The sequence below is a fragment of the Azoarcus sp. DD4 genome, from assembly GCF_006496635.1.
GTDB lineage: Bacteria > Pseudomonadota > Gammaproteobacteria > Burkholderiales > Rhodocyclaceae > Azoarcus.
Genome location: NZ_CP022958.1, coordinates 2409097 through 2431977 on the forward strand (window position 1 = coordinate 2409097; position 22881 = coordinate 2431977).

A 22881-nucleotide genomic window follows, 5' to 3' on the forward strand; every position below is an offset into this window, starting at 1 on the left:
CCCTTTCGTCCGTTTCCTCGTCGCGTCCATGAGCGCGCCGGACCTTTCGCACCTCACCGCCACGCAGGCCGCCCGGGATCTGCGCGCGGGGCGCTATTCGGCCGAGCAACTCGCGCTTGCCTGCCAGGCGCGCATCGACCGCTTCAACCCGACGCTGAACGCCCTGGTCACGCCCAACCGCGAGGGCGCGCTGCTCGCGGCGCGCGAAGCCGACCGCCGTCTTGCGCGTGGCGACGCGGCGCCGGCCTTGCTGGGCGTGCCGGTTTCGGTGAAGGATGCCTTTGCCACCCGGGACATGCTCACCACCTCCAGCCATCGCCCGCTGGCCGCGTACTTCCCCTCCGCCGACGCAACCGTGGTTGCGCGCTGGCGCGAGGCCGGCGCGGTGCTGATGGGCAAGAGCAATCTGCCGGAACTCGGCGGACCCGGCCGCAGCGTCTGGCACATGCTGGCTTTCGGCGTGCTGGCGCGCAGCGTGGAGGACCTGCATCTGGGCTACAGCCTGCTGGCCGGACCTGACCAGGTGGATTGGAGCGTGCCGCCCTTTCCGGCGGAACCGCTATCTGTTCCGGCGACAGCCGACAGGGCCGCGCCGATGCGCGTCGCGGTGTGGGACGACTTCGCCGGCACGCCGCTGTGCCCGCGTACGCGGCGCGGTCTGGAGAACCTGACGGGTAAACTCTCTGCCGCCGGACACGAGGTGGTGCGCTGCGCACCGCCGGATTTCGATGTGCGCGCTGCGTGGGAGACCTTCGGCCTGATCGGCGGAGCGGAAATCGGACTCGGCATGCCGGGCTGGCAGCGCCGGCTCTTCCTGGCCCTGCGATATCTCCTGCCGCGCAACCACGTCATCACCCGGGCGGTCGCCGGGGGCATGCGTTTCGACCTGCGCCGCTACAACCAGGCGCTGAACCAGCGCGAAGCCCTGATCCAGTCGCTGGAACGCTTTCTGGGCGAGTGGGACGCGGTCATCTGCCCGGTGGCGGCGACCGGGCCCTATCCGGGCGAACCGATGCCGCCCACCAGGAAGCCGCCGCGGCTGAAGGTGGGCGAGGCCACGCTGCCCTATCTGGAAGCCACCATCCCGATGACAGCGCCGTTCTCCCTGACGGGCAGCCCGGTGCTTAGCCTGCCGGTGAGCTTGGAGGCCGGTTTGCCTGTGGGGGTGCAGGTCATCGGCAAACGCTGGCAGGAGCACACCCTACTGCAGACCGGCCTCCGGCTGGAAAGCGTGCTGGGCGGATTCGTGCCGCCGCCGCTGGCGGAATGAGCGGAGCGGGCGTTTTCGATCCGCTCCGCGCCATAGCGCAGTCGCCGGCCTGCGGGCGGCGCTACAGCACCTGCCGCAGACCTTCCACGCCCACCGGTGCCTCGGCCAGCCACGGCAGCAGCGCGAAGCGCGGGGCGAGGTCCTCGCTGACCCGGCGGGTGAAGGGAAGCTCGTGGCGGGCGCGCTGCGCGAGCAGGGGATGGTGCGTGCCGCTGGCGAGCAGGGACTGGTTGACTACCCAGCCGTAGGGCGCGATTCCGGCGCGGGCGAGGTCGGCCTGCAGGCGCTCGGCTTCATGCACCGGCGTGGCTTCGGGCAGGGTGACGATCAGCACATGGGTGAATTCCGGGTCGCGCAGGCGCGGCAGCAGCTGGCGTACCGCCTCCGGCATTTCGCCCTGGGTGCGGCTCACCTCGCGGTGATAGGCCTCGGCAGCATCGAGCAGCAGGATGGTGTGGCCGGTGGGTGCGGTGTCCAGCACCACGAAACCGTCCTTGCCCTGGTCCACCGTGCGGGCGAAGGCGCGGAACACCGCGATCTCCTCGGTGCAGGGCGAGCGCAGGTCTTCCTCCAGCATGGCCCGCGCGGCCGCATCCAGCCCCTGGCCGGCGCGTGCCATCACCTCGGCGCTGTAGTCGGCGACTTCGCGCGCGGGGTCGATGCGGGCAAGGCTGAGGCCGGGCACCGCCTCGGCCAGCGTGGTCGACAGGTGGGCGGCAGGGTCGGTTGTGGAGAGCGTGACCTTGTGACCGCGCTGCGCCAGGGCCAGTGCAATGGCCGCCGCCGCGGTGGTCTTGCCGACGCCGCCTTTGCCCATCGTCATCACCACGCCGTGGCCGTTGCGGGCGATGTTTTCGACCATCGCGGCCAGGCCTAGCGTGACCTGCGGCAGCGCGGCGGATTCTGCGGTGGCGGGCGCCGCCATGCGCTCCGGCTGCGCCATCACCCGCAGCGCGTCGAGGCCGACCGTGCCCGCGGGCAGGAAGGGGATGGTGGTGGCGGACAGTTCGCGCAGGGCGGCCGGCATCGCGGCGAGCGCCGTGGCGCCGCGCTGCGACATCGCGGCGGCGATCGCGTCGTCGGTGTCGTTGTCGGCGAACAGGCCGTTGATCGCCAGCACTTGGTTGCGGATGCCCAGTTCCGCCAGCTCGCCGCGGGTACGATCGGCCTCGCGCAGCGCGGCGGATTCGGCACGGCTCACCAGGATCACCGTGGTGGCCTGCGGGTCGGCGAGGCGCTCCACGGTGGCGGCGTAGAGCGTCTTCTGCTGCTGCAGGCCGGCAAGCGGACCGAGGCAGGAGGCGCCGCCGGTGGAAGACGAGATGAACTCGCTCCAGGCGCTCGGCAGCGTCAGCAGGCGCAGCGTGTGGCCGGTGGGCGCGGTGTCGAAGATCACATGGTCGAAGCCGGCGGTGGCGGCCGGCTCGCCGAGCAGCTTGGAGAACTCGTCGAAGGCGGCGATCTCCACCGTACAGGCGCCAGAGAACTGTTCTTCCATGCTCTGGATCGCCGCTGCGGGCAGGATGCCGCGGTAGGGGCCGACCATCCGCTCGCGGTAGGCCGCCGCGGCGGCCTCCGGGTCGATGTTGAGCGCGTACAGCCCGGCCGCGCCGGCGATGGCGGTGGGCGTCTGGCCGAGCGGGGTACCGAGCACTTCGTCCAGGTTGGAGGCCGGGTCGGTGCTGACGATCAGCACGCACCGGCCGGCCTCGGCGAGCGCAAGGCCGGTGGCGCAGGACAGCGAGGTCTTGCCGACCCCGCCCTTGCCGGTGAAGAACAGGTAGCGGGTGTCGATGCGCGGCAATGTCATCGCGGCGCTCCGCTCAGCAGCAGCCGGACTTGGGGTCGCAGCAGGCGCTGCCGATCCTGATGTGCGGCTTTTCCTCGCGGGCGAGGGTGATGCCGAGCTTCTGTGCGAGCTGCAGGCGCGAGGGGTACATGCCGGTGCTGACGACATGGCCGTCCACGACGAGCACCGGCAGGCGGTCCATGCCGGCCTCCATCTCCTTCAGCACCGCCGGGTTGGCGGCGAAAGCCTGCGGCTCCTGGCCGAGGTTGTGGCGCTGTACGGCGATGCCGTGCTCCTCCACCCACTTCAGGTCGGCGGCAAACTGCACCAACACGGGGTCGACATCCACTCCGCACACGCCGGTGGAACAGCACATCGCGGGGTCGAACACTTCGAGCTTTTTCATTTTTGTCTCCTGGATCGGCGGGCCTGGTGCCGGCCCGTGTGGTGTTGCATGCGGGGACCCCTGCAGCACCGTTCGCGGGGAAGGCGCTGCAGGGGACGGAGGAAGTGGTCGAGCCCGTTCATGTGGCGCTCGAATCGTTCGCGGCTCGCCGCTTGGCGGTGGTATCGCAGCAGGCTGTCTGGGGCAGACAGGCCGCGCCCTGGCAGCAGTTGCTGGTGAGGAAGGCGATCAGTTGGTCCATGGTGTCGAAGCGGGCCGAATAATGGATGAAGCGGCTTTCGCGCTCGCCGACGATGAGGCCGACGCGACTGAGGTGGGCGAGATGGAAGGACAGCGTGGCCGGGGCGAGCGCCAGGCGTTCGCCGATCGCGCTGGCGTAGAGCCCTTCCGGGCCGGCCTCGACCAGCAGGCGGAAGATGGCCAGGCGCGTCTCGTGGCCGAGCGCGGCAAGGAGTTCGGCAGCGTTGAGAGTTTCCATAATTCGAATATTATCGAAATAAAGGTGCGCGGCAGGAAAATTCCGTGGTCCTCCTGCCGACCACACGCCCGATTTCCAACCGGAGGAGCATGGCGATGAAGACTCTGGACCTGCGCTGGCAGCGCCTTGTGACTGCGACCGGCCAGACCTGCGACCGTTGCGGCGCCTCCGAAGCCGCGATGGAGCGGGCGCGGGCCGAACTGGAGACCGCGTTGAAGCCGCTGGGCATCGCGGTGCGGCTGGAGAAGATCGAGATTGCGCCGGAGGCTTTCGCCGGCGGGCCGATGGAATCGAACCGGATCTGGGTCGCCGGGCGTCCGCTGGAAGACTGGGTGGGCGGGCGTGCGGGCAGCAGCCGCTGTTACGCTGCATGTGGCGACGCCGATTGCCGCACGCTGGAGGTGGATGGCGCGGTGCATGAGGCGATCCCGGAGCGGTTGATCCTCCAGGCCGCCTTTAGCGCGCTGCCGACGCTTGTCGATGACGGGACGCCTTCCGCCGCCGCTGCGGCGGGCCACCCCGTGCGCTGAGTAGCGGATGGCGCAGATGCGGGCGGCGGCGCTGCCGCCCGCGCGGCGGTTTCAACCCGCCTGACGGCTGGTCGCGAGCTGCTCTGGCTGCCGCCCGAGCGCGGGCGACGGGGCCCGGGCCCGGCCCTGCCGACGGCGGAAGCTGGCGCGCAGCCGCTTCCAGCCGAGCACCACCGAGGTCAGCGACATGACCAGGCCGAAGCCGATCCAGACGATCATCCAGCCGTCCCACAGCGGGCGTGCGTACAGCCAGCCGAAGTCCCAGTGATGCAGCGCCGAGAAGATCCAGCGGTAGGCGCGGCGGCTGTCGTCCTGGCGCAGCAGCAGGCGGCCTTCGCGCGGGTCGGCGTAGTAGCGGGTGTTGGCAGCATCGGCCAGTTCCACGCGCACCACCGGCAGCGGCCGGTCGCTGGCGGCGCGGCCGTGGCGCGGGTAATAGTAGCTGTCGTACTCGGTCTGCAGGGTCTGGCTGGCGATGGTCGCATCGCCGGCGGCACGTAGTACCGCGGCGCGTACGGTGTCCGCCGCAAAGGCGGGGGCGGCTACCGGCAGGGCCTGCAACTTGCCCTCGGCATTGACCGCAAGCAGCGTGGCCTCGCGGCCCAGCCGCTGCCAGCGCAGCTCCACGGTGTCGGCCGGCACCGCCGCGCTGAGTCCTGGCTGCCATTGCAGCATCACCGCGGGAACCTCCTTGCCGATGAAGCGCCCGAGCTCGCCGCGATTGGCGTTGGCCGGCGAGAACAGCTGCCACGGGTTGTTGTTGAAGAAGCCGCTGCCTATCCACAGCAGCGCGACGATGCCGCCGATGAGGCCGCTCCAGAAATGCCAGCTGAACCAGAACGCGCGGTAGGGGTGGGCGCGTCCGCCGCTGTATTGCGGCTGGCGGCCGAAGCCCGGGCGCCAGCGCAGCCAGCCCACGATCAGGCCGGTGAGCGTCGCCACCACGGTGAAGCCGGACACCCACAGCAGCACGTCGCGGCGGGCCTCGCCCCAGCCCACCGAGTCGAGCGGGCGGAACAGGTGCAGCCAGTTGCCCGCCCAGAACAGGCCGCGGTCCAGTGCGTCCGCAACGCGTACGACTTCGCCGGTGCGCGCCGACAGCGTGATCTGCGTGCCGCGCCCGTCATTGACAGCGACGCGATGGAAGGGGCGCAGGGCTTCGAGATTGCGCACCGTGGCGTCATGGGTGAAGGTTTCCAGATGGGCCACCGCGGCGTGGGGATCGCCGAGCCAGGCGCGGGTGAGCGCCACCGCACGGGTGGCATCGGCCTGGCGCGCGCTGCCATCCAGCGCCGAGATCAGGTGGCGCTCGCCCTGCACGTCTTCCACCAGCCACAGCGGTTCGTCCAGCTGGCGCAGCAGGCGGGCAGAGGCGATGCGCTGCGGTGCGGCTTCATCACCGGCGCCCCAGCGCCCGGTCCACGCGCTGCCCAGCGGCAACCAGTCGGCCTGCGGGGCCAGCAGTTCGCCGTGGGCGAGCTGATCGTCGCGGCTCTGGACGGTGTTGGGTGCATAGACGATGACCAGGCCGGAGGCGAACCACAGCAGCATCAGCAGTGCGAGCGCCACGCCGAGCCAGCGGTGGGTGAAGAAAAGTAGGCGTTTGACCTGCATCGACGGTTCTCCATGACTTTCGGGTTCTCGGGCGGCAGTGCGGGCTGGCGCGGTGACTGCGCCAGCCGGTTCCGTGTGCCGTGGTGGCAGCCCGCCATTGCAAGAAGAAGGCCATTCCGGATGCCCTTGCTGGGCAAGGGGTTTTGGTGCGCTGCTTGCCGAAAACCGTTGATTGCGCAGCAGAAGCGCTGCCACCACTGCTCCGGAACAAGCAGCGGCGGGCGGTGCTGCCGGACCAATCCTGCGCGCAGGCAGGATGTTTCCGTTGGCATGCGGCCTGCTATTTCCGCCTGTCCATTTGGGCAGCATCCTTTACGAGGTCGAACAAACATGAAGTCGAAAATCACCATGCTCGCGCTGGCGCTCGCCGTCGCGTCCCCGTTGGCGTTCGCACAGAACGCGGCTCCGGCCGCCGCCGGAACGCCCGCCGCCGCATGGAAATACAAGTCGCCCAAACTCGATCGCGCGGCGATCGACAAGCTGCTGCACACGCCGGACAAGGTGGTGTTCATCGACGTCCGCCAGCCGGACGAAGTCAGCAAGATCGGAGGCTTTCCGGTCTATCTCAGCATCCAGGCCGGCGACCTGGAGAAGCAGCTCGCCTACATCCCGCGCGAACGCCGGGTGGTGACGCTTTCCAACCACGCCGGACGTGCAGGCGCCGCGGCCGACCTGCTTGCGAGCAAGGGCTTCAAGGTGGCCGGTGCGGTCGGGGTGCAGAACTACGAGGAGGAGGGCGGTGCGCTGACGAAGATCGCACCGCGCGTAAACAGGGAAGCGGCGGGCGCCGAAGCAGCCCGCCGCTGAAGGGGAAAGCAGCCCGCCGAGGCGGGCTGCATGGCGCACTTACAGCTTGCCGCTGAAGACGATGCCGACCCAACGCGGGGGTGCCGGAACATAGGTGTTCCACGTCTTCGCCAGCGGAGTGTCGTCGTCGAACAGGTTCTTCACCAGCAGCGTCACGTCGTAGCTCTTGTCGCGCCGGCCGAGGCCGATCGAGAAGTCGGTGGTGCTGTGGGCACCGATCCAGCCGTAGCTCGACAGCGTGTTGTCGGAGTTGAACTTGCTGGTATAGAAGGTGTTGAAGCTGGTGTGGAACTCCTTGTCGCCCAGGACCGGGCGGCGGTATTCCGCGCCGACGCTGAAGGTGAACTTGGCCGCGCCCGGCAGGTTTTCGCCGCTCAGGTCGACATACGGCGCCGCGATGTTATTGACTTCCGCCGCCTTGCCCGCATTCGGAAAGGACTTGTACACCGCGTCGTTGTAGGCGCCGGAGAAGCGCAGTGTGGTGTAGCGGATGCCCGAGTAGGTCGCATCGATCTCCACCCCGTTCACCCGCACCTTGGGCACGTTGCCGGTGGCGCTGGTGTAGTAGGTGGTGCCGTCGTTGTTCAGCGTGGTGGTGTATTCGTCATACACCTGCACCGCCTGCTGGTAGTCGCGGATGTTGGTACGGAAGACGTTGGCGTTCAGTACCAGCGTGTTGTCCAGCAGCGACGACTTGAAGCCGAGTTCGAACGAGGTCGTCCGTTCCGGCTTGACCGGGTTCGAGTAGCCGTTGGTGACCTGCGCGACGCCCGCCTTCTCGCCGTACTGGGCCGAGAAATAGGTGGTGAGGTTGTCGTTCACCTTGTAGCTCGGCGAGAACAGCAGCGTCGGCTGCGTTTCGCGGAAACCCTGGGCCTTGGTCTCGGCCCACAACACGCCGATGTTGCTGCGGCGGATCGCCTTGGCCGCAGCCACCTGGCGCTTTTGCGCCGCGGTCAGGCTGGCGTAGGCCTGGCCCGGTGTGGCGGTGATCGCGGTGCCGAAGTACTTGTTGGCAACGGAGTCGGCCACGCTAAGCTGGGCTGCGGAGTTTGTGCCGGTGAGTTCGCCACTGGTGTTGTTGGACGAGAAACCGCCCAACTGCACGCCGTTCACCGCCACCGGATTCAGTTCCGTGCCATAGCCGTTGTTGATGATCAGGCGGCTGCTGCGGTTGTCGCGGTCTTCGTGGGTGAAGCGCACGCCGGTGGTCACAGTCAGCGGCTCGCTCAGGTGCCAGTTGGCCTGGCCGAAGATCGCCGCGCTCTGTGTCTCGATTTTCTGCAGCGGCGACACTTGCAGTTCGTTCAACGAGTTCTCCAGCAGGTAGCGGCCGTTGCCGTTGGCATCCAGCGTGCTGTATTGCGAGGCGTTCGCAAACCATGCGCCGGCGTCGCTGCCGAAGCCGGCGTTGGAGTCGTAGCGGTTGCTCGACTTCAGCAGCAGCAGGCCGGTCTGGTAATCGACGAAGCCTCCGAGTTCGGAGGTCAGGCGAAATTCCTGGCTGATCTGCTCGAACTTGTCGACATGGCCGCCACCCCGTTTGGTGATGTCGAAAGGTGTGCCCTCGTCGTTGCGCACCTGGAAGCGGAAGTCCTTGTAGGCGGTGATTGAGGTCAGCGTGTGGCCGGCGACGCGCCAGTTCAGCTCGGCCGAGATGCCCTTGGTATCGGTATAGGTGGGCGTCTGGTGGTCCAGGTTCACCGTGTTGCCGCCGTAGAGGTAATCGCGCTGGTAGTCGTAGCTGGAGAGCTGGCGGAACCAGCGCCGAGCCAGGCGGGTGGATGCGTCGGTGTTGAGCGTATTCACGCTGCCGTCGGCGTAGCGGGTCGGCGTCGGCGTGTAGATGGTCTTGCCGTTGAAGGCTTCGCCAGTGGTCGGCGCCAGCTCGATGCTGAGGCGGGCATCGAAGTCGGCGCTCGGCGTCAGCAGGAACTGCACCCGGCCGGCGGCGCGGTCGTGGTTGCCGAAGGTGCTTTCCAGATAGCCCTTCTCCAGGTTCTTCACATAACCCTGGCCGCGGTCGAACTGGAAGGCGCCGCGCCAGGCGAGCAGCTCATCCACCACCGCACCGCCGACGGCGCCGCGGGCGATGAAGCGCTGGTTTTCGCCGAAAGTCAGCGAGTAGTCCGCCTCCGGGTTGAAGCTCGGTCGCTTGTTGGTGATCTTGAGCACGCCGAGGTTGGCGTTCTTGCCGAACAGCGTGCCCTGCGGGCCGCGCAGTACTTCCACGGAATCGACGTCGAAGAGGTCGAAGCTGGACAGTGGGTTGTATGAGTAGGCGACGTTATCGACGTTGATGCCCACGCTCGGGTCCATCGCATCGGTCTGCGACTGCTTGCCCAGGCCGCGGATCGACAGGCTGCTGGTGCGGGCGTTACCCGGGTTCCAAGAGAAGTTGCCGACGCGCTTGGCGATGGCGTCGAGGTCCGACGCGCCTTCGCGTTCGAGTTCGGTGCCGGTCACCACCGCCACCGAGATCGGCACGTCCTGCAGGCGTTCCAGCCGGTGACGGCTGCGGACCACGACGGTGTCGAGCGCCTGCGGCGAGGTATCCGCCGCGGTTTCGGCGGCGGTGGCGGCGGGCGCTGCGGCGGTCCCACCCTGAGCGGCCGTCCTGGCGGCCAGTTCCTGCTGCAGGCGGGCAATTTCCGCCTGCAGTTCGGCGACCGAGCGCGTCTCGGCGGCGTACAGCGGCCCGCTGCCGGCAATCGCCATGCCGGCGATCAGCGCGGCCAGCGGCGAAAGGCGGAATTGGCGGAGGTGGGGCAATTGCGCCGGAGGATGATTGCGCACGCGGATTGTCATGAGGATTCTTCTCCCTGGTTGAAAAGCTGCAGACACAGGGCGCCAATTCAGCAATCGCTATGCCAATCGATATAGGGATTTGCGCGTTGCTAATTCCCGTCCGAGAAATACCGGGTTTGGCATTTCATTCAGGCGTTTACGTATCGAATCCGAAATACGGGGCGGCGGTGGGCGCATGCGCCGGATGGCGCCCGCGCCGATGATGCTGCGGCGCATGCAGCAGATGGCTGCCCGCGCTGTTGGCTGCACAGCACCGGAGCCATGCGGCCGCCGGCAGGGAGGCTGCTGAAAAACAAGCACTTGCAGGTCGCGGGTGCTGGAAATTCATCACTCCGCCACCCGCTGGAACGGGCAATTGCTCTGCATTGACCGGGTAATAAGGTTTCTTGCCCGGAAAATATGAAATGCAATCAGGTGCTTGTTGATGTAGGAGAGCGGCTGAATTGCCTCCGGATCCGAAACCGCTTCATTTGGCACGCTTGCTGCTCAATGGTCGCCGATGCCGCCCGGGTCGTCCGGGCTGTAGCAGTCCGATTACTTTGTTGTTTTCAATATTGGGTGAGTGGTCAGCCGCGAGCGGATTTCAATTACCGCAGCCTGTTGCGGCTATTCGTGTGAATCGGTGTCTTGGGAAAAAACGATGAGAAAAGTCCTTTATGTCGCGGTGCTGTCGTGCTTTGCGGTCACGCTGCCCGCCGGTGCGGAAGACAAGCCGGAAGCACCGGCGACCAGCGCGCGTGCGCAGCGCGCACAGCAGTGGTCGCCTTACAAGCAGGTGGAGCAGCCGGCGGTGCCTAGCGTCAAGGAGGCGCGCTGGGCGCGTACCCCGGTCGACCGCTTCGTGCTTGCCAAGCTGGAAGCAGCGGGCATCAAGCCTTCGGGCGATACCGACCGCGCGACCTTCATCCGCCGCGCCACGCTGGACGTGTGGGGCGTCATCCCGACGCCGGACGAGGTGGCCGCCTTCGTCAACGACAAATCGCCCGATGCCTACGAAAAGCTGGTCGACCGCCTGCTGGCTTCGCCGCGCTACGGCGAGCGTCAGGCGCGCCGCTGGCTGGACCTGGCCCGCTACGCCGACAGCGCCGGTTTCACCAACGACGAGACCCGCGCCAACATGTGGCGCTACCGTGACTACGTGATCAAGGCCTTCAACGAGGACAAGCCCTACAACACCTTCATCCGCGAGCAGATCGCCGGCGACGAACTGTGGCCCGAGCGCCAGGACGCGCTGATCGCGACCGGCTTTCTGCGCAGCTATGCCGACGACAGCAACTCGCGCAACCTGGTGCAGAAGAAGTACCAGAACACCACCGACATGGTGGATACCGTGGGCACGGTGTTCCTCGCCTCTTCGGTCGAGTGCGCACGCTGCCACAACCACAAGATCGACAAGATCTCGCAGAAGGAATACTTCCAGCTGCAGGCTTTCTTCTCCAACGCTGCGGCCAGCGACACCATTGCGCTGAAGGACAAGTCGGAACACGACGTCGCCTACGAGAAGGCCTACGCGAAGTGGGAAGAGGCCACCAAGGAAACGCGCGACAAGATTGCTGCGCTGCTGGCGCCGATCCGGAAGGTGGGCGAGGAATACCACCTCGGCCGCTTCACTCCGGCCACCCGCGAGGCGCTGGCCAAGCGCGACAACCCCGAGCAGGCCACGCCAGCCGAGCGCTGGGTGATCAACCGTTACCTCACCACCAATTACACCGACGTCGCCGTTACCTCTTCCTACCTGCGCGACGAAACCTCGCTGAAGGAGACGCGCGAGAAGCTGCAGGCGCTGACCGACGAGCTGAAGAAGTGGGACAACATCAAGCCGGGCAAGGGTTCGGACAAGATCTCCGGCATTACGGACCTCGGCGCCGATCCGGCACCCACGCATCTGCTGTTCTCGGGCATCGACGACCGTCCGCTGGAAGAGGTGCAGCCGGGTATCCCTGCGCTGTTCAATGCGACCGGCGAGAAACTCGACATTACCGCGCTGCCCAACTCCACCGGCCGCCGCTCGGCGCTGGCCAACTGGCTGGCGAGCGAACGCAACCCGCTGACCGCGCGGGTGTTCGCCAACCGGGTGTGGTCGCATTACTTCGGCAAGGGGGTCATCGAAACGGTCAGCGACTTCGGCCGCGCCGGCACCAAGCCCACCCATCCTGAGCTGCTCGACTACCTCGCCGACAACTTCGTACGTAACGGCTGGAGCCCGAAGAAGCTGCATCGCGAAATCCTGCTGTCCAGCGTCTATCGGCAGAATTCCGCGCCGCGCGAGGATGTGGTGAAGGCTGACCCGGAGAACAAGCTGCTGGCGGTGTTCCCGCGCCAGCGCCTGGATGCCGAGCAGATCCGCGACTCATTGCTCGCCGCCTCCGGCCAGCTCGACGACACGGTGGGCGGTCCTGCGGTCTTCCCGCCGGTGCCCTCCACGCTGAAGGTGCCGGGCCGCTTCTGGTCGGTGGACAAGGACCCGCGCGAGCACAACCGACGCAGCATCTACGTCTTTACCCGCCGCAGCGTGCCGTACCCGATGCTGGAGACCTTCGACATGGCCTCGTCGCAGAAGGTGCACAGCAAGCGCGCAATCACGACTTCGCCGTTGCAGGCGCTGACGCTGTTCAACAACGACCTCGTCTTCAAGTGGTCGCAGAACCTCGCCGGCCGTGTCATCCAGGAAGCCGGCTCCGACCCCGCCAAGCAGCTCGACCGCCTGTACCAGATCGTCTATTCGCGCAGCCCGGACAGGTTCGAGAAGAACACGCTGCTGGCCTTCCTCGACCGCCAGGAAGCAGTGCTGCGTGAGCAGCTTGCCAGCGCCAACAACGGCAAGTTTGCGGTCGCGGTGCCGGTCGGCCTGAAGACCACGCAGGCCCAGTCGGCCGAACCGCTGCGTCTGGCAGCCTTCGTCGATCTGACCCACACGCTGGTCAACTCCAACGAGTTCGCATACCGCTACTAACCCCATCGGATAAGGAAAAAAGCATCATGAAATCTCGTCGTGAATTCCTGCAGAAAGCGGGCTACGGTCTGGGTGCACTCTCGCTGTCGAGCGTGCTGGGGCAGGGCGGCGGACTGGTGTCGTGGGCCAACGCGGCCGACCTCGCGGTGGCCGCCGGCATCGAGGATCCGCTCGCGCCCAAGCCCACCCACTTCGCCGCCAAGGCCAAGTCGGTGATCTGGCTGCACATGGACGGCGCGCCCAGCTCGCTCGACCTCTTCGACCACAAGCCAGAGCTGGTCAAGCTGGCCGGCACGCCGACGCCGGACTCCTTCACCCAGGGCATCCAGATCGCCACCCGCGGGCTGGACGCCAACAAGCTGTTCGTCTCGAAGCGCACCTGGAAGCAGTACGGCGAAAGCGGCGCCTGGTTCTCCGACCTGCTGCCCAACCTGGCGCAGCGTGCGGACGACATCGCCTTCATCAAGTCCAGCGTCACCGTTGGTGCCACCCACAACATCTCCATCCTCAAGCTCAACACCGGCGACCTCGTTCCGGGCCGCCCGTCGCTGGGCGCTTGGGTGCAGTACGCGCTGGGCTCGGCCAACCGCGACCTGCCGGCCTACGTGGTGCTCTACAACGGCAAGAACGAACCGGCGGGCGGCTCGGTGAACTGGAGCTCCGGCTTCCTGCCGGCGGTGTATCAGGGCACCGCCTTCCTGCCGGGTGACGTGCCCATCCACAACCTCACCCGCCCCGAGCTGGTGGCGGCCAACGCGCAGCGCAGCAACCTCGACCTGCTGAAGAACATCAACGAGTACCATGCCGCGCGCCACAAGGGCGACACCGAGCTGAAGGCGCGCATCGAGGCCTACGAACTGGCTCACCGCATGCAGAGCACTGCGCCGGAAGCAGTGGACATCAGCAAGGAAACCGCCGCCACCAAGGCGCTGTACGGCGTCGGAGAGAAGGACACCAACGACTACGCGGTGAATCTGCTGCGCGCGCGCCGGCTGGTGGAGCGCGGCGTGCGTTTCATTCAGGTGGTGTCCGGCCCGGCCGATGAGGAGATCCGCAACTGGGATGCGCACAACGACCTCGAAGGCAACCACGGCAAGATGGCGCGCATGGTCGACAAGCCGATCGCCGGCCTGCTGGCGGACCTGAAGTCGCGCGGCCTGCTGGAGAGCACCCTGGTGGTGTGGACCTCGGAGTTCGGCCGCACCTCCTTCGGTGAATCCGGCGACGGCCGCGACCACAACCCGTGGGGCTACACCCAGTGGGTGGCGGGCGGCGGCATCAAGGCCGGCTTCACCTACGGCGAGACCGACGCCATCGGCCTGCAGGTGGCGGACAAGGAGAAGGCGGTCGATACCTACGACCTCCATGCCACGGTGCTGCACCTGCTCGGCCTCGACCACCTGAAGGTGAACTTCTTCAATGCCGGCCGCGCCGAACGCCCCACCGTGGTGTACGGCAAGGTGGTGAAGGAACTGATCGCCTGATCGCCTGATCGCACCCGGCCCCGCCCGCGGGCGGGGCCATTTCCCAATCGCAAGGCGGCCCCCGCGGGTCGCCGGACCGGGCCTTCGATGCCCGGTGGAAGTCCGGACAATGCGCAAGTTCAGTCTCGTCTTTGCCTTTTTCATGGCGCTCGCCAGTGGTGTGCTGGCGGCGGTCGCCGAACTCGATTCCGACCTGATGCAGGCGGTCGAGGATACCAACAAGAGCCTGTCGTCCAACCTGCTGCTGAAGAACGCGACCGCCAGCCTTACCGACGTGCGCGAACTCGACGCAATGTTCGCCGAGATCGAGGGCTACTACGTCGCCAAGGGCGATGCGGTGGATGCGGTGGAGCTGTCGCGCAAGAGCCGCGCGCTGGCCGCGGAAATCCAGAAGTCGGTGCAGGCGAGCGAGTTCGACCATGCCGTCTCGCTGTCTTCCGAACTCTCCCGCACCTGCAAGACCTGCCACAACTTCTACAAGAAATCATGAGGATGCACGCGATGAAGGCTCACGCCCTGGTCACCACGCTGGCGCTCGCCGCGTCTTCGGCGGCAATTGCCGCACTGCCCGCCGGTGCCGAGGCGCCGCTGTTCGAGGCCCAGGCGGCGTTCGCCGGCAAGACCCAGTCCTTCGTGCTGAAGGATGCGATCGCCGGCGGCCCGGTGGTGGTCTATTTCTACCCGGCGGCCTACACCAACGGCTGCAACCTGCAGGCGCGCACCTTTGCCGACAAGCAGGCGCAGTTCGCCGCGGCGGGCGCCACCGTCATCGGTGTGTCGCTCGACAACATCCGCCGGCTGACCGAGTTTTCGGCCGATCCCGAGTTCTGCGCCGGCAAGGTCGCGGTGGCGTCCGATGCCGATGGCCGCATCGCGCGCGCCTACGACCTGCAGGTGCGCGAGGCGGCCGCGGGCCGTAAGGACGTGCGCGGCGTCGAGATCGGCCACGACTCCGTCGAGCGCACCACCTTCGTGATCGACCGCAGCGGCCGCATTGCAGCCGCCATCAGCGGCGTCGCCCCCGCCACCAATGTGGAGCAGGCGCTGGCGGCGGTGCAGTCGCTCGCCGCCGTGCGCTGAGCGGCGATTCGCGCCCTCCGGCGTTGCATCCCGGGTCGCGGTGGCGACGCCGGGGCGCGTCAATCTCTTTCCAGGAAATCCAGATGTACGGGCATTCGGGGAGCATTGCTCCCCTTTTTTTGTCGCTCGCCCTTGCTCTTGCGGCGGGCGGCGCGTGGGCGCAAGGCGCCGAGGTGCTGCGCCATGGCAGTGGCGATCCGGCACTCGGCAAGCAGATCAGCGAAACCGAGCTGTGCCAGGAGTGCCACGGCGCGGACGGGCGCGGTACCACTGCCGCCACGCCGCGGCTGGCGGGGCAGTTCGCCGCCTATCTGATCAAGCAGGTATGGGACTTCCGTAGCGGGGCGCGCAAGCACAGCGTGATGAGCGTGATCGCCCCCAACATCGCCGACGAGGATCTGGTCGATATCGCCGCCTACTTCGCCCGGCAGGAGGCGCCGCCCGGACCGCATGCGAGTGCCGAGAGCGGCCTGCTGCCCGCTGCAAGCCCCGCGGTGGCTAGGACGCTGTTTGAACAGGGCGATGCGGCGCGCGGCATCCCCGCCTGCGCCGCCTGCCATGGGCCGGATGCACGCGGCGCGGTGGCCGGCGACGTGATCAGCCCGGCGCTGCGCGGCCAGCAGCTCGCCTATCTGCGGGGGCAGATGGCGAGCTGGAAGCTCGGCGAGCGGCGCAACGACGCCACCGGGCAGATGAACGCGCTGGCGGCGAAGCTGAGTGCCGAGGAAATCGAGGCACTGGCGGAATACCTGTCGCGCCTGTAGGCGCTGTTCCTCCCGCAGCAGCCGCGGCCCCGGCACTGCCTCGCAGCCAGCAGGGGCGTTCGGCGCCAGCCTCCGGGTAACGCTGAGCTGATCTTCCAAGTTGCTGAAAAACAAGCGGTCTTGCTGCGAAAGCGGGCCGTCCGGGCGAGTCGACAAGGCTGGCACGCCGGCTGCTAACGGGCCTACGGTCGCCCATTTCCGCAGGCTCCCTATCCGATGAATACCTTCCACGCCCTTGCTCTGGCTGCCGGCTTCGCGCTGGCGGCGTCCGCCGCCTTCGCCCAACAGCCCGCAGCTACGCCCGCCATCCCCGGCGTGGTCGCCGCCGGCACGCCGATCGAACTCGTCCGCGAAGGCTTCAAGGGCACCGAGGGGCCGATCGGGCTGCCCGACGGCAGCCTGCTGTTCACCGAAACGCAGGACAAGCGTATTACCCGCATCGCGCCCGACGGCAGCGTTTCGTCCTTCCTCGAAAACAGCAACGGCGCCAACGGCCTCGGCTTCGCCCCCAATGGCGACTTGGTGGCGGTGCAGGTGGCCGATACCCGGGTCGGGGTGGTGCATCCCCCGGAGCGTGCCCGCAGCCTGGTGGAACGCTTCGACGGACGCCGCTTCGGGCGCCCCAACGACCTGGTGGTGGACAAGCGCGGCACCGTGTATTTCACCGATTCCGGCATCAACGCGGCCCAGGGCACGGTGCAGAACGACGGCACGCCCACCGACGCGGTGGCGCCGCCGGCCGTCTACCGCATCAGCCCCGCCGGCGCGCTGCAGCGCATCGCCGCCGACATCGAGCGCCCCAACGGCATCCAGCTGAGCCCGGACGAGAAGGTGCTCTACGTCGCCAACACCTGGGGCGAGCATGTGCTCGCCTACGACATCGCCGACGACGGCAGCATCGGCCCGCGCCGCAACTTCGCCCGCCTCGCCGGTTACCGCAAGACCGACACCGGCTATTCCAGCGGCGCCGACGGTCTCGCCGTGGATGCGCAGGGCAGGGTGTATGTGGCGTCGACGGTGGGCGTGCAGGTGTTCAGCCCCAAGGGCGAAGCGCTCGGCGTCATCGAGCTGCCCAAGCCGCCGCAGAACCTTGCCTTTGCCGGCGCTGACAAACGGACGTTGTACGTCGTCGGCCGCGGCGCCGCCTACCGCATCGTCACGCTTGCCGCCGGCAACCCCGGCCGCGCCAAGTGAGCCGCGCTCCGGCATCCGCCCAACGCATCGCGAGGAATCCCGTCATGACCCAGAACACCCGATCCGCCACTTCCGCTGCCACCGCCGAGGTCGACTCCGCCGGCGCCATCTTCGCCGGCTCGGTGCTCGGCGCGCCGCCCGCACCCAGCCAGACCGCCGCCGACTTCGCTCCGGAGGTGCTGAGCCTGTTCGACAAGTACGTGCACGGTGCCATCCCGCGCCGCGAATTCCTGCGCTCGGCGGCCAAGTACGCGGTCGCGGGCCTGACCGCGGAAGGCCTGCTCAACGCGCTCGCGCCGCGCTTCGCCGAAGCCCAGTTCATCCAGGGCAACGACGCCCGCATCCACGCCAGCTACGTCGAGCATCCTTCGCCCAAGGGCTACGGCACGGTGAAGGGCTACCTGGCGCGCCCGGCCAAGACCGCCGGCCGCGCGCCCACGGTGCTGGTGGTGCATGAAAACCGCGGCCTCAACCCGCATATCGAGGACATCGCCCGTCGCCTCGCGGTGGATGGCTTCATCGCCTTCGCACCGGATGCGCTGCATCCGCTCGGCGGCTATCCCGGCGACGAGGACAAGGCGCGCGAACTCTTTCCCAAGCTCGACCAGGCGAAGACCCGCGAGGACTTCATCGCCGCCGCCGGCTACCTGCGCGCGCTGCCGCAGGGCAACGGCAAGGTCGGCGTGGTCGGCTTCTGCTACGGCGGCGGCGTGGCCAACTTCCTCGCCACGCGCATCCCCGACCTGGCCGCGGCGGTGCCGTTCTACGGCGGCCAGCCGACCGCGGAAGAGGCCGCCCGCATCAAGGCGCCGCTGTTGATCCACTACGCCGGCGTCGATGAACGCATCAACGCCGGCTGGCCCGCCTACGAGCAGGCGCTCAAAGCCGCGCGGGTGCGCTACGAGGCGCACTTCTACCCCGGCGCGCAGCACGGCTTCAACAACAACACCACGCCGCGCTTCGATGCCACCGCGGCATCGCTGGCCTGGCAACGCACGATCGCGTTCTTCCGCCAGAACCTCGGGGCGGCGGACGCCTGATTCTTTCCCATCCCGGTCGCTTCCGACCTTTCATCCAGGAGTCGTAATGAAGAAGTGCTTCAAACCGCTGGTCGCCATCCTGCTCGCCACCGCGTCGCTGAGCGCCGCGGCGCAGCAGGCCAAGCCGGAACAACTGATCAAGTGGCGGCAGTCGGTCTACCAGGTGCTCGCCTGGAACCAGGCCCGCATCAAGGCCAACGTCGAAGGTCAGTTCAACAAGGACGAGGTGATCCGCGCGGCGAACTCGACGGCCGCGATCGCCAGTTCCGGCCTCGGCTCGCTCTTCCTGCCGGGCAGCGAAACCGGCAAGGGCTGGCGCGACACCACGGCGAAGCCGGAACTCTTCAGCGACAGCAAGGGCGTGGGCGAAGCCGCCGGCAACTTCGTGCGCGAAGCCAACGAGCTGGCGCGGGTTGCGGCCACCGGTGATGCTGCTGCGGTGAAAGTGCAGTTCGGGAAGGTCGGGCAGAGTTGCAAGGGCTGCCACGATAGTTACCGGCAGAAGGATTGAGGGAGGAGGGAGCGGTCGGGGCGGGGCCTCGGCCGCGGGTAGTTAGTTGGGAGGGGAATTCCTCGCCCATAAAGGGGAGCGTGGTTGGCGTTTCGATAAGTAAGCCTTGCCGTCAAATCGCAGGCGGCGACTAGTACTCTCCGATCCTCTGAACTCACGAGTGGCTGAAACAGTAAATCGGCGTTCGGCCGCATGCGTGGCAGCTTCCTGATTATTACAGTCGCTCAGCTTGGAGGCTGAAGGATCGCACTTCGGCCGCAGCGGTCATCTGAGACGTGGAGATTGACCGACAGCAATGCCAGCAACTGCTGCCGAACGGCTGAACTGCACCTCGCGCTACCGGCGGTATGGCTGTTACGGGTAGCTGCTCATACCGGCCAGTAGAGGGACCACTGTTAAACTTAACTATGAGTCCGCAGCTTTCGGGCCCATAACGAGTAGGCGCCAATGATATCGGCATCATTCGGGTCATCACACTGTGACAGCAATCGCGATCTTTACTGTAGCGGGCTGCCCCGTACTTTTGGGGGATCTCATCGTTTCGGGGCCTGAAGAGCCAAGTCGGACTGTCGGGATTCCCACGATTGGGCGCGTTACTGACTTCTTTCCAGAGGGATCCGGCTGGACAATCACGGGTCTCGCACAGAAAGTGACGATCGTCTCTGACGAATGCGCCATTGCATGGTCAGGCAGCCATCTTGGGGCACGCGTGGCGATCGAAAAGATGCGCGAGCGTGCAAAGTCTGGTCGGATCACAAGATCTACAGTCTCTGACCTGTTTGCTTCTCTGCGTGCAGATCTCTCTTCGCTAGACACCACACTTCTCGGATTCGTGGTCGACTCGGATGGTCCATTCCAATTTGCCTTTGGCGACTTTGACAAGTGCACCCGTGCTGATGGCTCTAAGGCGCTGATTTCGGGCACTGGAGCTGAGTACTTGAAAAAGACGTTGGCTCGCGACGATGTAGTTCGCGCCTGGGGCGAAAACTCGGCTGTTCATCCGGCCGAACGTGCATTCGAAAAGGCGATCCTGGCCGGAGGTTCGCTGCTTCGCACCGAACGCCCGCTTGGGTTTACCCTGCGTCGCTACTTCGGTGGTGCGTACGAAGCCGCGGTTTGGAATGGCGAGCGATTCACAAAGGACGCTTCCATCACGTACATACTTTGGGATGGCCGGAATCCAGACCAATACGGATTTGCCCACCCGACGCGCCTAATCTCCCACCTTTACGATAACGGGCACCTCTTAATGCGAGTGCAAGAGCTCACGCAGACTGCACCCGGAAAATTTAAATTCGGTGAATATAGTCTAGGGGTCGTTCAATCGATGAACAGGGATCAGCCATATGACCAGACGATAACCACATCTCGATTCCAGCACGACCCACGCTGGATCTGCCACTGCTTTCTTGTTGCTCGAGGCGGGAAGGTACAGCCCTTTTCAATGCTAGAGCGGTGCTACCCGGCGCCGGGCCCTTACTCCAGGATTGAAACTCACAGAGGCATCGTCACCGGCATCCACATGAAGGGGGCCTTCTGGCGAACTCTCCAACAAGCCTTCGATGCGTGGCCACCTTCCGAACTCTTTCCAGCAGGGCAGTGGGCGCTTTGTAGTGACGCCTAAGTTTGCCTTCAACGACAACCTCCCTTCGGCACGAATAGCCGCAACGGTTCGATACCGTCAGTTCGATGCGGTGGGGATCTGCCGCTCGGTTCGGATGAGCGCTTTGCGGCAGCAATATGTCGGATTGCTGCCAGTCAATAGGCACCTTCTTAACGACCGCTCAGGCTGAGTTGCTTCCGTAGTCCGTCTGACCGGTTTCAGAGTGAATCCGCCCTCTGAACGACCTCCGTTGGGTCCTGTTTGTGTAGCTCGACAAAATGAAAGCGCCGACGATCTCCCGATCTCCGGCGCTTTGCATTTTTCCGCTGCCGCGGGTTGGGGGATTACCAGCTAGGTGCGGCGGGCGCGGCCGTCGGTATCACCGGCGGCGCGGCGAACAAACCACCGTCCGCGGTATACACAGCGGCGACTGCCAGCGTCAGCGCCACCACCAAGGCCGGTAGCCGATGCTGTGCCGTCGCGGAATGCGGTGTGGCGGCCTGCGAAACCGCCGGATCCACCTCCTTCCACCCCGTCACCATCGGCTTCACAAGGTTCTCCCGCTTGAAGCGCACGTAGAACACGATCGCCGCAAGATGCACCACCACCAGCCCGAGCAGCACGTTCTGCAGCAGCACATGAACGCCGAGCAGGCTGTCCGACGCTTCCTTGCTCACCAGGTCGGCGAGCGGGCCCTGGAAGCTGATGTCGTCGTTGGTGAAAAGGCCGGTAACCGCCTGCGCGCCGACCAGCGTCAGCAGGGCGACCACCGATAGCGCGCCGAGCGGGTTGTGGCCGATGCCTTGCCAGTGGCCGCGCAGGTAGGCGCGGATGGCGCCGGGGCCGCGCACGAAGTGGGCGAAGCGCGCGGTGGGGGCGCCGACGAAGCCCCATACCACGCGGAAAACCACCAGGCCGATGATGAACAGGCCGGCGCGGCCGTGCCAGACGATGAGGTTGCCGCCGATCTGGCCGGTGACGTAGGCGGTGAGGATGGCGAGCACCAGCAGCCAGTGGAAGAGGCGGGTGGGCAGATCCCAGATGTGCAGTCGGTTCATGCGGGGCTCCTGTCAGGAAAACGGAACGGGTGGGGCGGCGCGTCCGGTGGTGGCCGCGGGCGCTGCGGTGCCGGCGGCATCGGCCGGGATGTCCCAGGGATCGCCGCCGAGCGCTCGCACCAGCCCGACCGAGGCGGCGAGCTGGCGGCTGAGCAGGTCGAGGCTGGCGCGTTCGGCGCTCAGCGCCGCGGCCTGGGCGATGGCGACGTTGAGGTAGCTCACCGTGCCGGCGAGGTACTGGTTGTTGGTCTGGGCGAGGAATTCGGCGGCGGCGCGGGTGGCGGCCAGCTGCACGCCGCGTTCCTCGGCGAGGATGCGCAGGCTGGCGAGGCTGTCCTCGGTGTCCTGGAAGGCTTCGAGCACGGTCTGGCGGTAGTCGGCGACGCTGCCTTCCCACGCGGCTTCGGCGCGGTCGGCGGCGGCGCGGCGGGCGCCGCCGTCGAACAGGCTCTGCGCCAGCGTCGGGCCGATGGACCAGAAGCGCTGCGGCAGCGTGAACAGGTCGGCCAACCGGCTGTCCTGGTAGCCGCCGCCGGCGCCGAGCACCAGGCTGGGGAAGTAGGCGGCGTGGGCGGCGCCGATGCGGGCGTTGTCGGCGGCGACGCGGCGCAGCGCGGCGGCGACATCCGGCCGACGCGCCAGCACTTCGGACGGCAGAGCGGGCGGGATCTGCGGCAGGTCGGGCAGCGCCGCCACCGCTTCGATGCGGAAGGCGGCGGGCGGGCGGCCGAGCAGCACGGCGATGGCGTTTTCCAGGCGGCTGCGCTGGATGCGCAGGTCTATGCCCTCGGCCTCGGCGCTGCGCAGCTGGGTTTCGGCCTGGGCGACCTCGGCGAGGCTGGCGACGCCGGCGCGGTGGCGGTTGCGGGTGATCTCCAGCGAGCGGCGGTAGGCGTCGAGAGTGCGGTCGAAGAGGCGCTGGTGGGCGTCGTTGATGCGCAGTTCCAGGTAGTTCTCCACCAGCGCTGCCTGCGCGCTCAGGCGCACGGCGGCGAGGTCGGCGGCGCTGGCGGCGGCGTCGTGCTCGCTGGCTTCGACGCCGCGGGCGATGCGGCCCCACAGGTCGATCTCCCAGCGCGCGCTCAGGGTGAAGCGGTGCAGGTTGCGCACGCCGGTGGTGTTGCCGCTGTCGCCGGCGGCGCTGCGGCTGCGGGTGGTGGCGAAGCCGGCGTCCAGCGTCGGCAGCGCTTCGGCACGGCTGCCGCCGACCAGCGCGCGCGCCTCGCGGTAGCGCGCGGCGGCGGCGGCGACGCCCTGGTTGGCCGGCGCCACTTGCGCCACCAGGCCGTCGAGCAGCGGATCGCGGTAGATCTCCCACCAGTTGCCGACCGCGGCGGCGTCGCGCGGCGCGACCACCGTCCAGCCTTCGGCGGCGCGGAACTGCGCCGGGGTGTCGACCTCGGGGCGGCGGAAATCGGGGCCGAGCGCGCAGCCGGAGAGCAGGGCGGCGGCAAGGAGGCTGAGCAGAGGCAGGCGTGTGTTCATGCGGATC

Annotated in this window: 19 protein-coding genes; 12 read left to right on the forward strand and 7 right to left on the reverse strand. The window is 67.2% G+C overall.

The annotated features are described in order from the left end of the window. The first annotated feature begins 28 nt into the window (after positions 1-28). A complete protein-coding gene (locus CJ010_RS11270) occupies positions 29-1270 on the forward strand; it encodes an amidase (RefSeq protein WP_141018118.1) in 1242 nt (413 codons plus the stop codon). A gap of 61 nt (positions 1271-1331) precedes the next feature. Here the strand turns inward: CJ010_RS11270 and arsA are convergent, their stop codons facing one another. The 3 genes from arsA to CJ010_RS11285 all read right to left on the reverse strand — a co-directional run bounded on the left by arsA (position 1332) and on the right by CJ010_RS11285 (position 3943). Further along, positions 1332-3080 carry an arsenical pump-driving ATPase gene (arsA, locus tag CJ010_RS11275; protein ID WP_141018119.1) on the reverse strand — a complete coding sequence of 583 codons (1749 nt, stop codon included), beginning with the start codon at positions 3078-3080 and terminating at the stop codon, positions 1332-1334. Positions 3081-3093: 13 nt separating this feature from the next. Further along, positions 3094-3465 (reverse strand): arsenite efflux transporter metallochaperone ArsD, encoded by a 372-nt coding sequence (gene arsD, locus CJ010_RS11280; RefSeq protein ID WP_141018120.1) that lies wholly within the window; start codon positions 3463-3465, stop codon positions 3094-3096. A gap of 118 nt (positions 3466-3583) precedes the next feature. Further along, positions 3584-3943, reverse strand: coding sequence for a helix-turn-helix transcriptional regulator (locus CJ010_RS11285; protein ID WP_141018121.1), 360 nt, complete (start codon positions 3941-3943; stop codon positions 3584-3586). A 95-nt stretch (positions 3944-4038) separates the two neighbouring features. Between CJ010_RS11285 and CJ010_RS11290 the strand changes: the two genes are divergently transcribed. Then, positions 4039-4473, forward strand: coding sequence for a DUF2703 domain-containing protein (locus tag CJ010_RS11290; protein ID WP_240794567.1), 435 nt, complete (start codon positions 4039-4041; stop codon positions 4471-4473). Between the two features lie 51 nt (positions 4474-4524). Here CJ010_RS11290 and CJ010_RS11295 read toward each other — a convergent pair whose 3' ends face one another. After that, on the reverse strand, positions 4525-6087 hold the full coding sequence (locus CJ010_RS11295) for a PepSY-associated TM helix domain-containing protein (RefSeq protein WP_141018123.1): 1563 nt from the start codon (positions 6085-6087) through the stop codon (positions 4525-4527). A 330-nt stretch (positions 6088-6417) separates the two neighbouring features. Here CJ010_RS11295 and CJ010_RS11300 point away from each other — a divergent pair, with 330 nt between their 5' ends. Beyond that, positions 6418-6894, forward strand: a complete 477-nt coding sequence (locus CJ010_RS11300; RefSeq protein WP_141018124.1) for a rhodanese-like domain-containing protein — start codon at positions 6418-6420, stop codon at positions 6892-6894. Positions 6895-6933: 39 nt separating this feature from the next. Here CJ010_RS11300 and CJ010_RS11305 read toward each other — a convergent pair whose 3' ends face one another. Then, positions 6934-9702, reverse strand: coding sequence for a TonB-dependent receptor (locus tag CJ010_RS11305; RefSeq protein ID WP_141018125.1), 2769 nt, complete (start codon positions 9700-9702; stop codon positions 6934-6936). Between the two features lie 640 nt (positions 9703-10342). Here CJ010_RS11305 and CJ010_RS11310 point away from each other — a divergent pair. The 9 genes from CJ010_RS11310 (at position 10343) to CJ010_RS11350 (ending at position 20352) form a co-directional block, all read left to right on the forward strand. Continuing rightward, complete coding sequence (locus CJ010_RS11310) at positions 10343-12655, forward strand: DUF1549 and DUF1553 domain-containing protein (RefSeq protein ID WP_141018126.1); 2313 nt, start codon at positions 10343-10345, stop codon at positions 12653-12655. Between the two features lie 26 nt (positions 12656-12681). Then, entirely contained in the window at positions 12682-14139 is a 1458-nt protein-coding gene (locus CJ010_RS11315; protein WP_141018127.1) for a DUF1501 domain-containing protein, read from the forward strand. Between the two features lie 109 nt (positions 14140-14248). Further along, on the forward strand, positions 14249-14629 hold the full coding sequence (locus CJ010_RS11320) for a hypothetical protein (protein WP_141018128.1): 381 nt from the start codon (positions 14249-14251) through the stop codon (positions 14627-14629). Between the two features lie 11 nt (positions 14630-14640). Further along, entirely contained in the window at positions 14641-15219 is a 579-nt protein-coding gene (locus CJ010_RS11325; RefSeq protein ID WP_141018129.1) for a peroxiredoxin, read from the forward strand. A gap of 83 nt (positions 15220-15302) precedes the next feature. After that, positions 15303-15983 carry a cytochrome c gene (locus CJ010_RS11330; RefSeq protein ID WP_141018130.1) on the forward strand — a complete coding sequence of 227 codons (681 nt, stop codon included), beginning with the start codon at positions 15303-15305 and terminating at the stop codon, positions 15981-15983. Between the two features lie 216 nt (positions 15984-16199). After that, complete coding sequence (locus tag CJ010_RS11335) at positions 16200-17177, forward strand: SMP-30/gluconolactonase/LRE family protein (RefSeq protein WP_141018131.1); 978 nt, start codon at positions 16200-16202, stop codon at positions 17175-17177. A gap of 44 nt (positions 17178-17221) precedes the next feature. Then, positions 17222-18217 (forward strand): dienelactone hydrolase family protein, encoded by a 996-nt coding sequence (locus tag CJ010_RS11340; protein WP_205754940.1) that lies wholly within the window; start codon positions 17222-17224, stop codon positions 18215-18217. A gap of 46 nt (positions 18218-18263) precedes the next feature. Further along, positions 18264-18728: a cytochrome c gene (locus tag CJ010_RS11345; RefSeq protein WP_141018132.1), complete on the forward strand. Its 465-nt coding sequence runs from the start codon at positions 18264-18266 to the stop codon at positions 18726-18728. A gap of 709 nt (positions 18729-19437) precedes the next feature. Further along, positions 19438-20352: a hypothetical protein gene (locus tag CJ010_RS11350; RefSeq protein ID WP_141018133.1), complete on the forward strand. Its 915-nt coding sequence runs from the start codon at positions 19438-19440 to the stop codon at positions 20350-20352. A 323-nt stretch (positions 20353-20675) separates the two neighbouring features. On the opposite strand, the gene CJ010_RS11355 is transcribed toward CJ010_RS11350, so the two are convergent. Next, positions 20676-21389, reverse strand: a complete 714-nt coding sequence (locus CJ010_RS11355; RefSeq protein ID WP_141018134.1) for a cytochrome b/b6 domain-containing protein — start codon at positions 21387-21389, stop codon at positions 20676-20678. Between the two features lie 12 nt (positions 21390-21401). Then, on the reverse strand, positions 21402-22874 hold the full coding sequence (locus tag CJ010_RS11360) for an efflux transporter outer membrane subunit (protein WP_141018135.1): 1473 nt from the start codon (positions 22872-22874) through the stop codon (positions 21402-21404). Positions 22875-22881 lie beyond the last annotated feature (7 nt).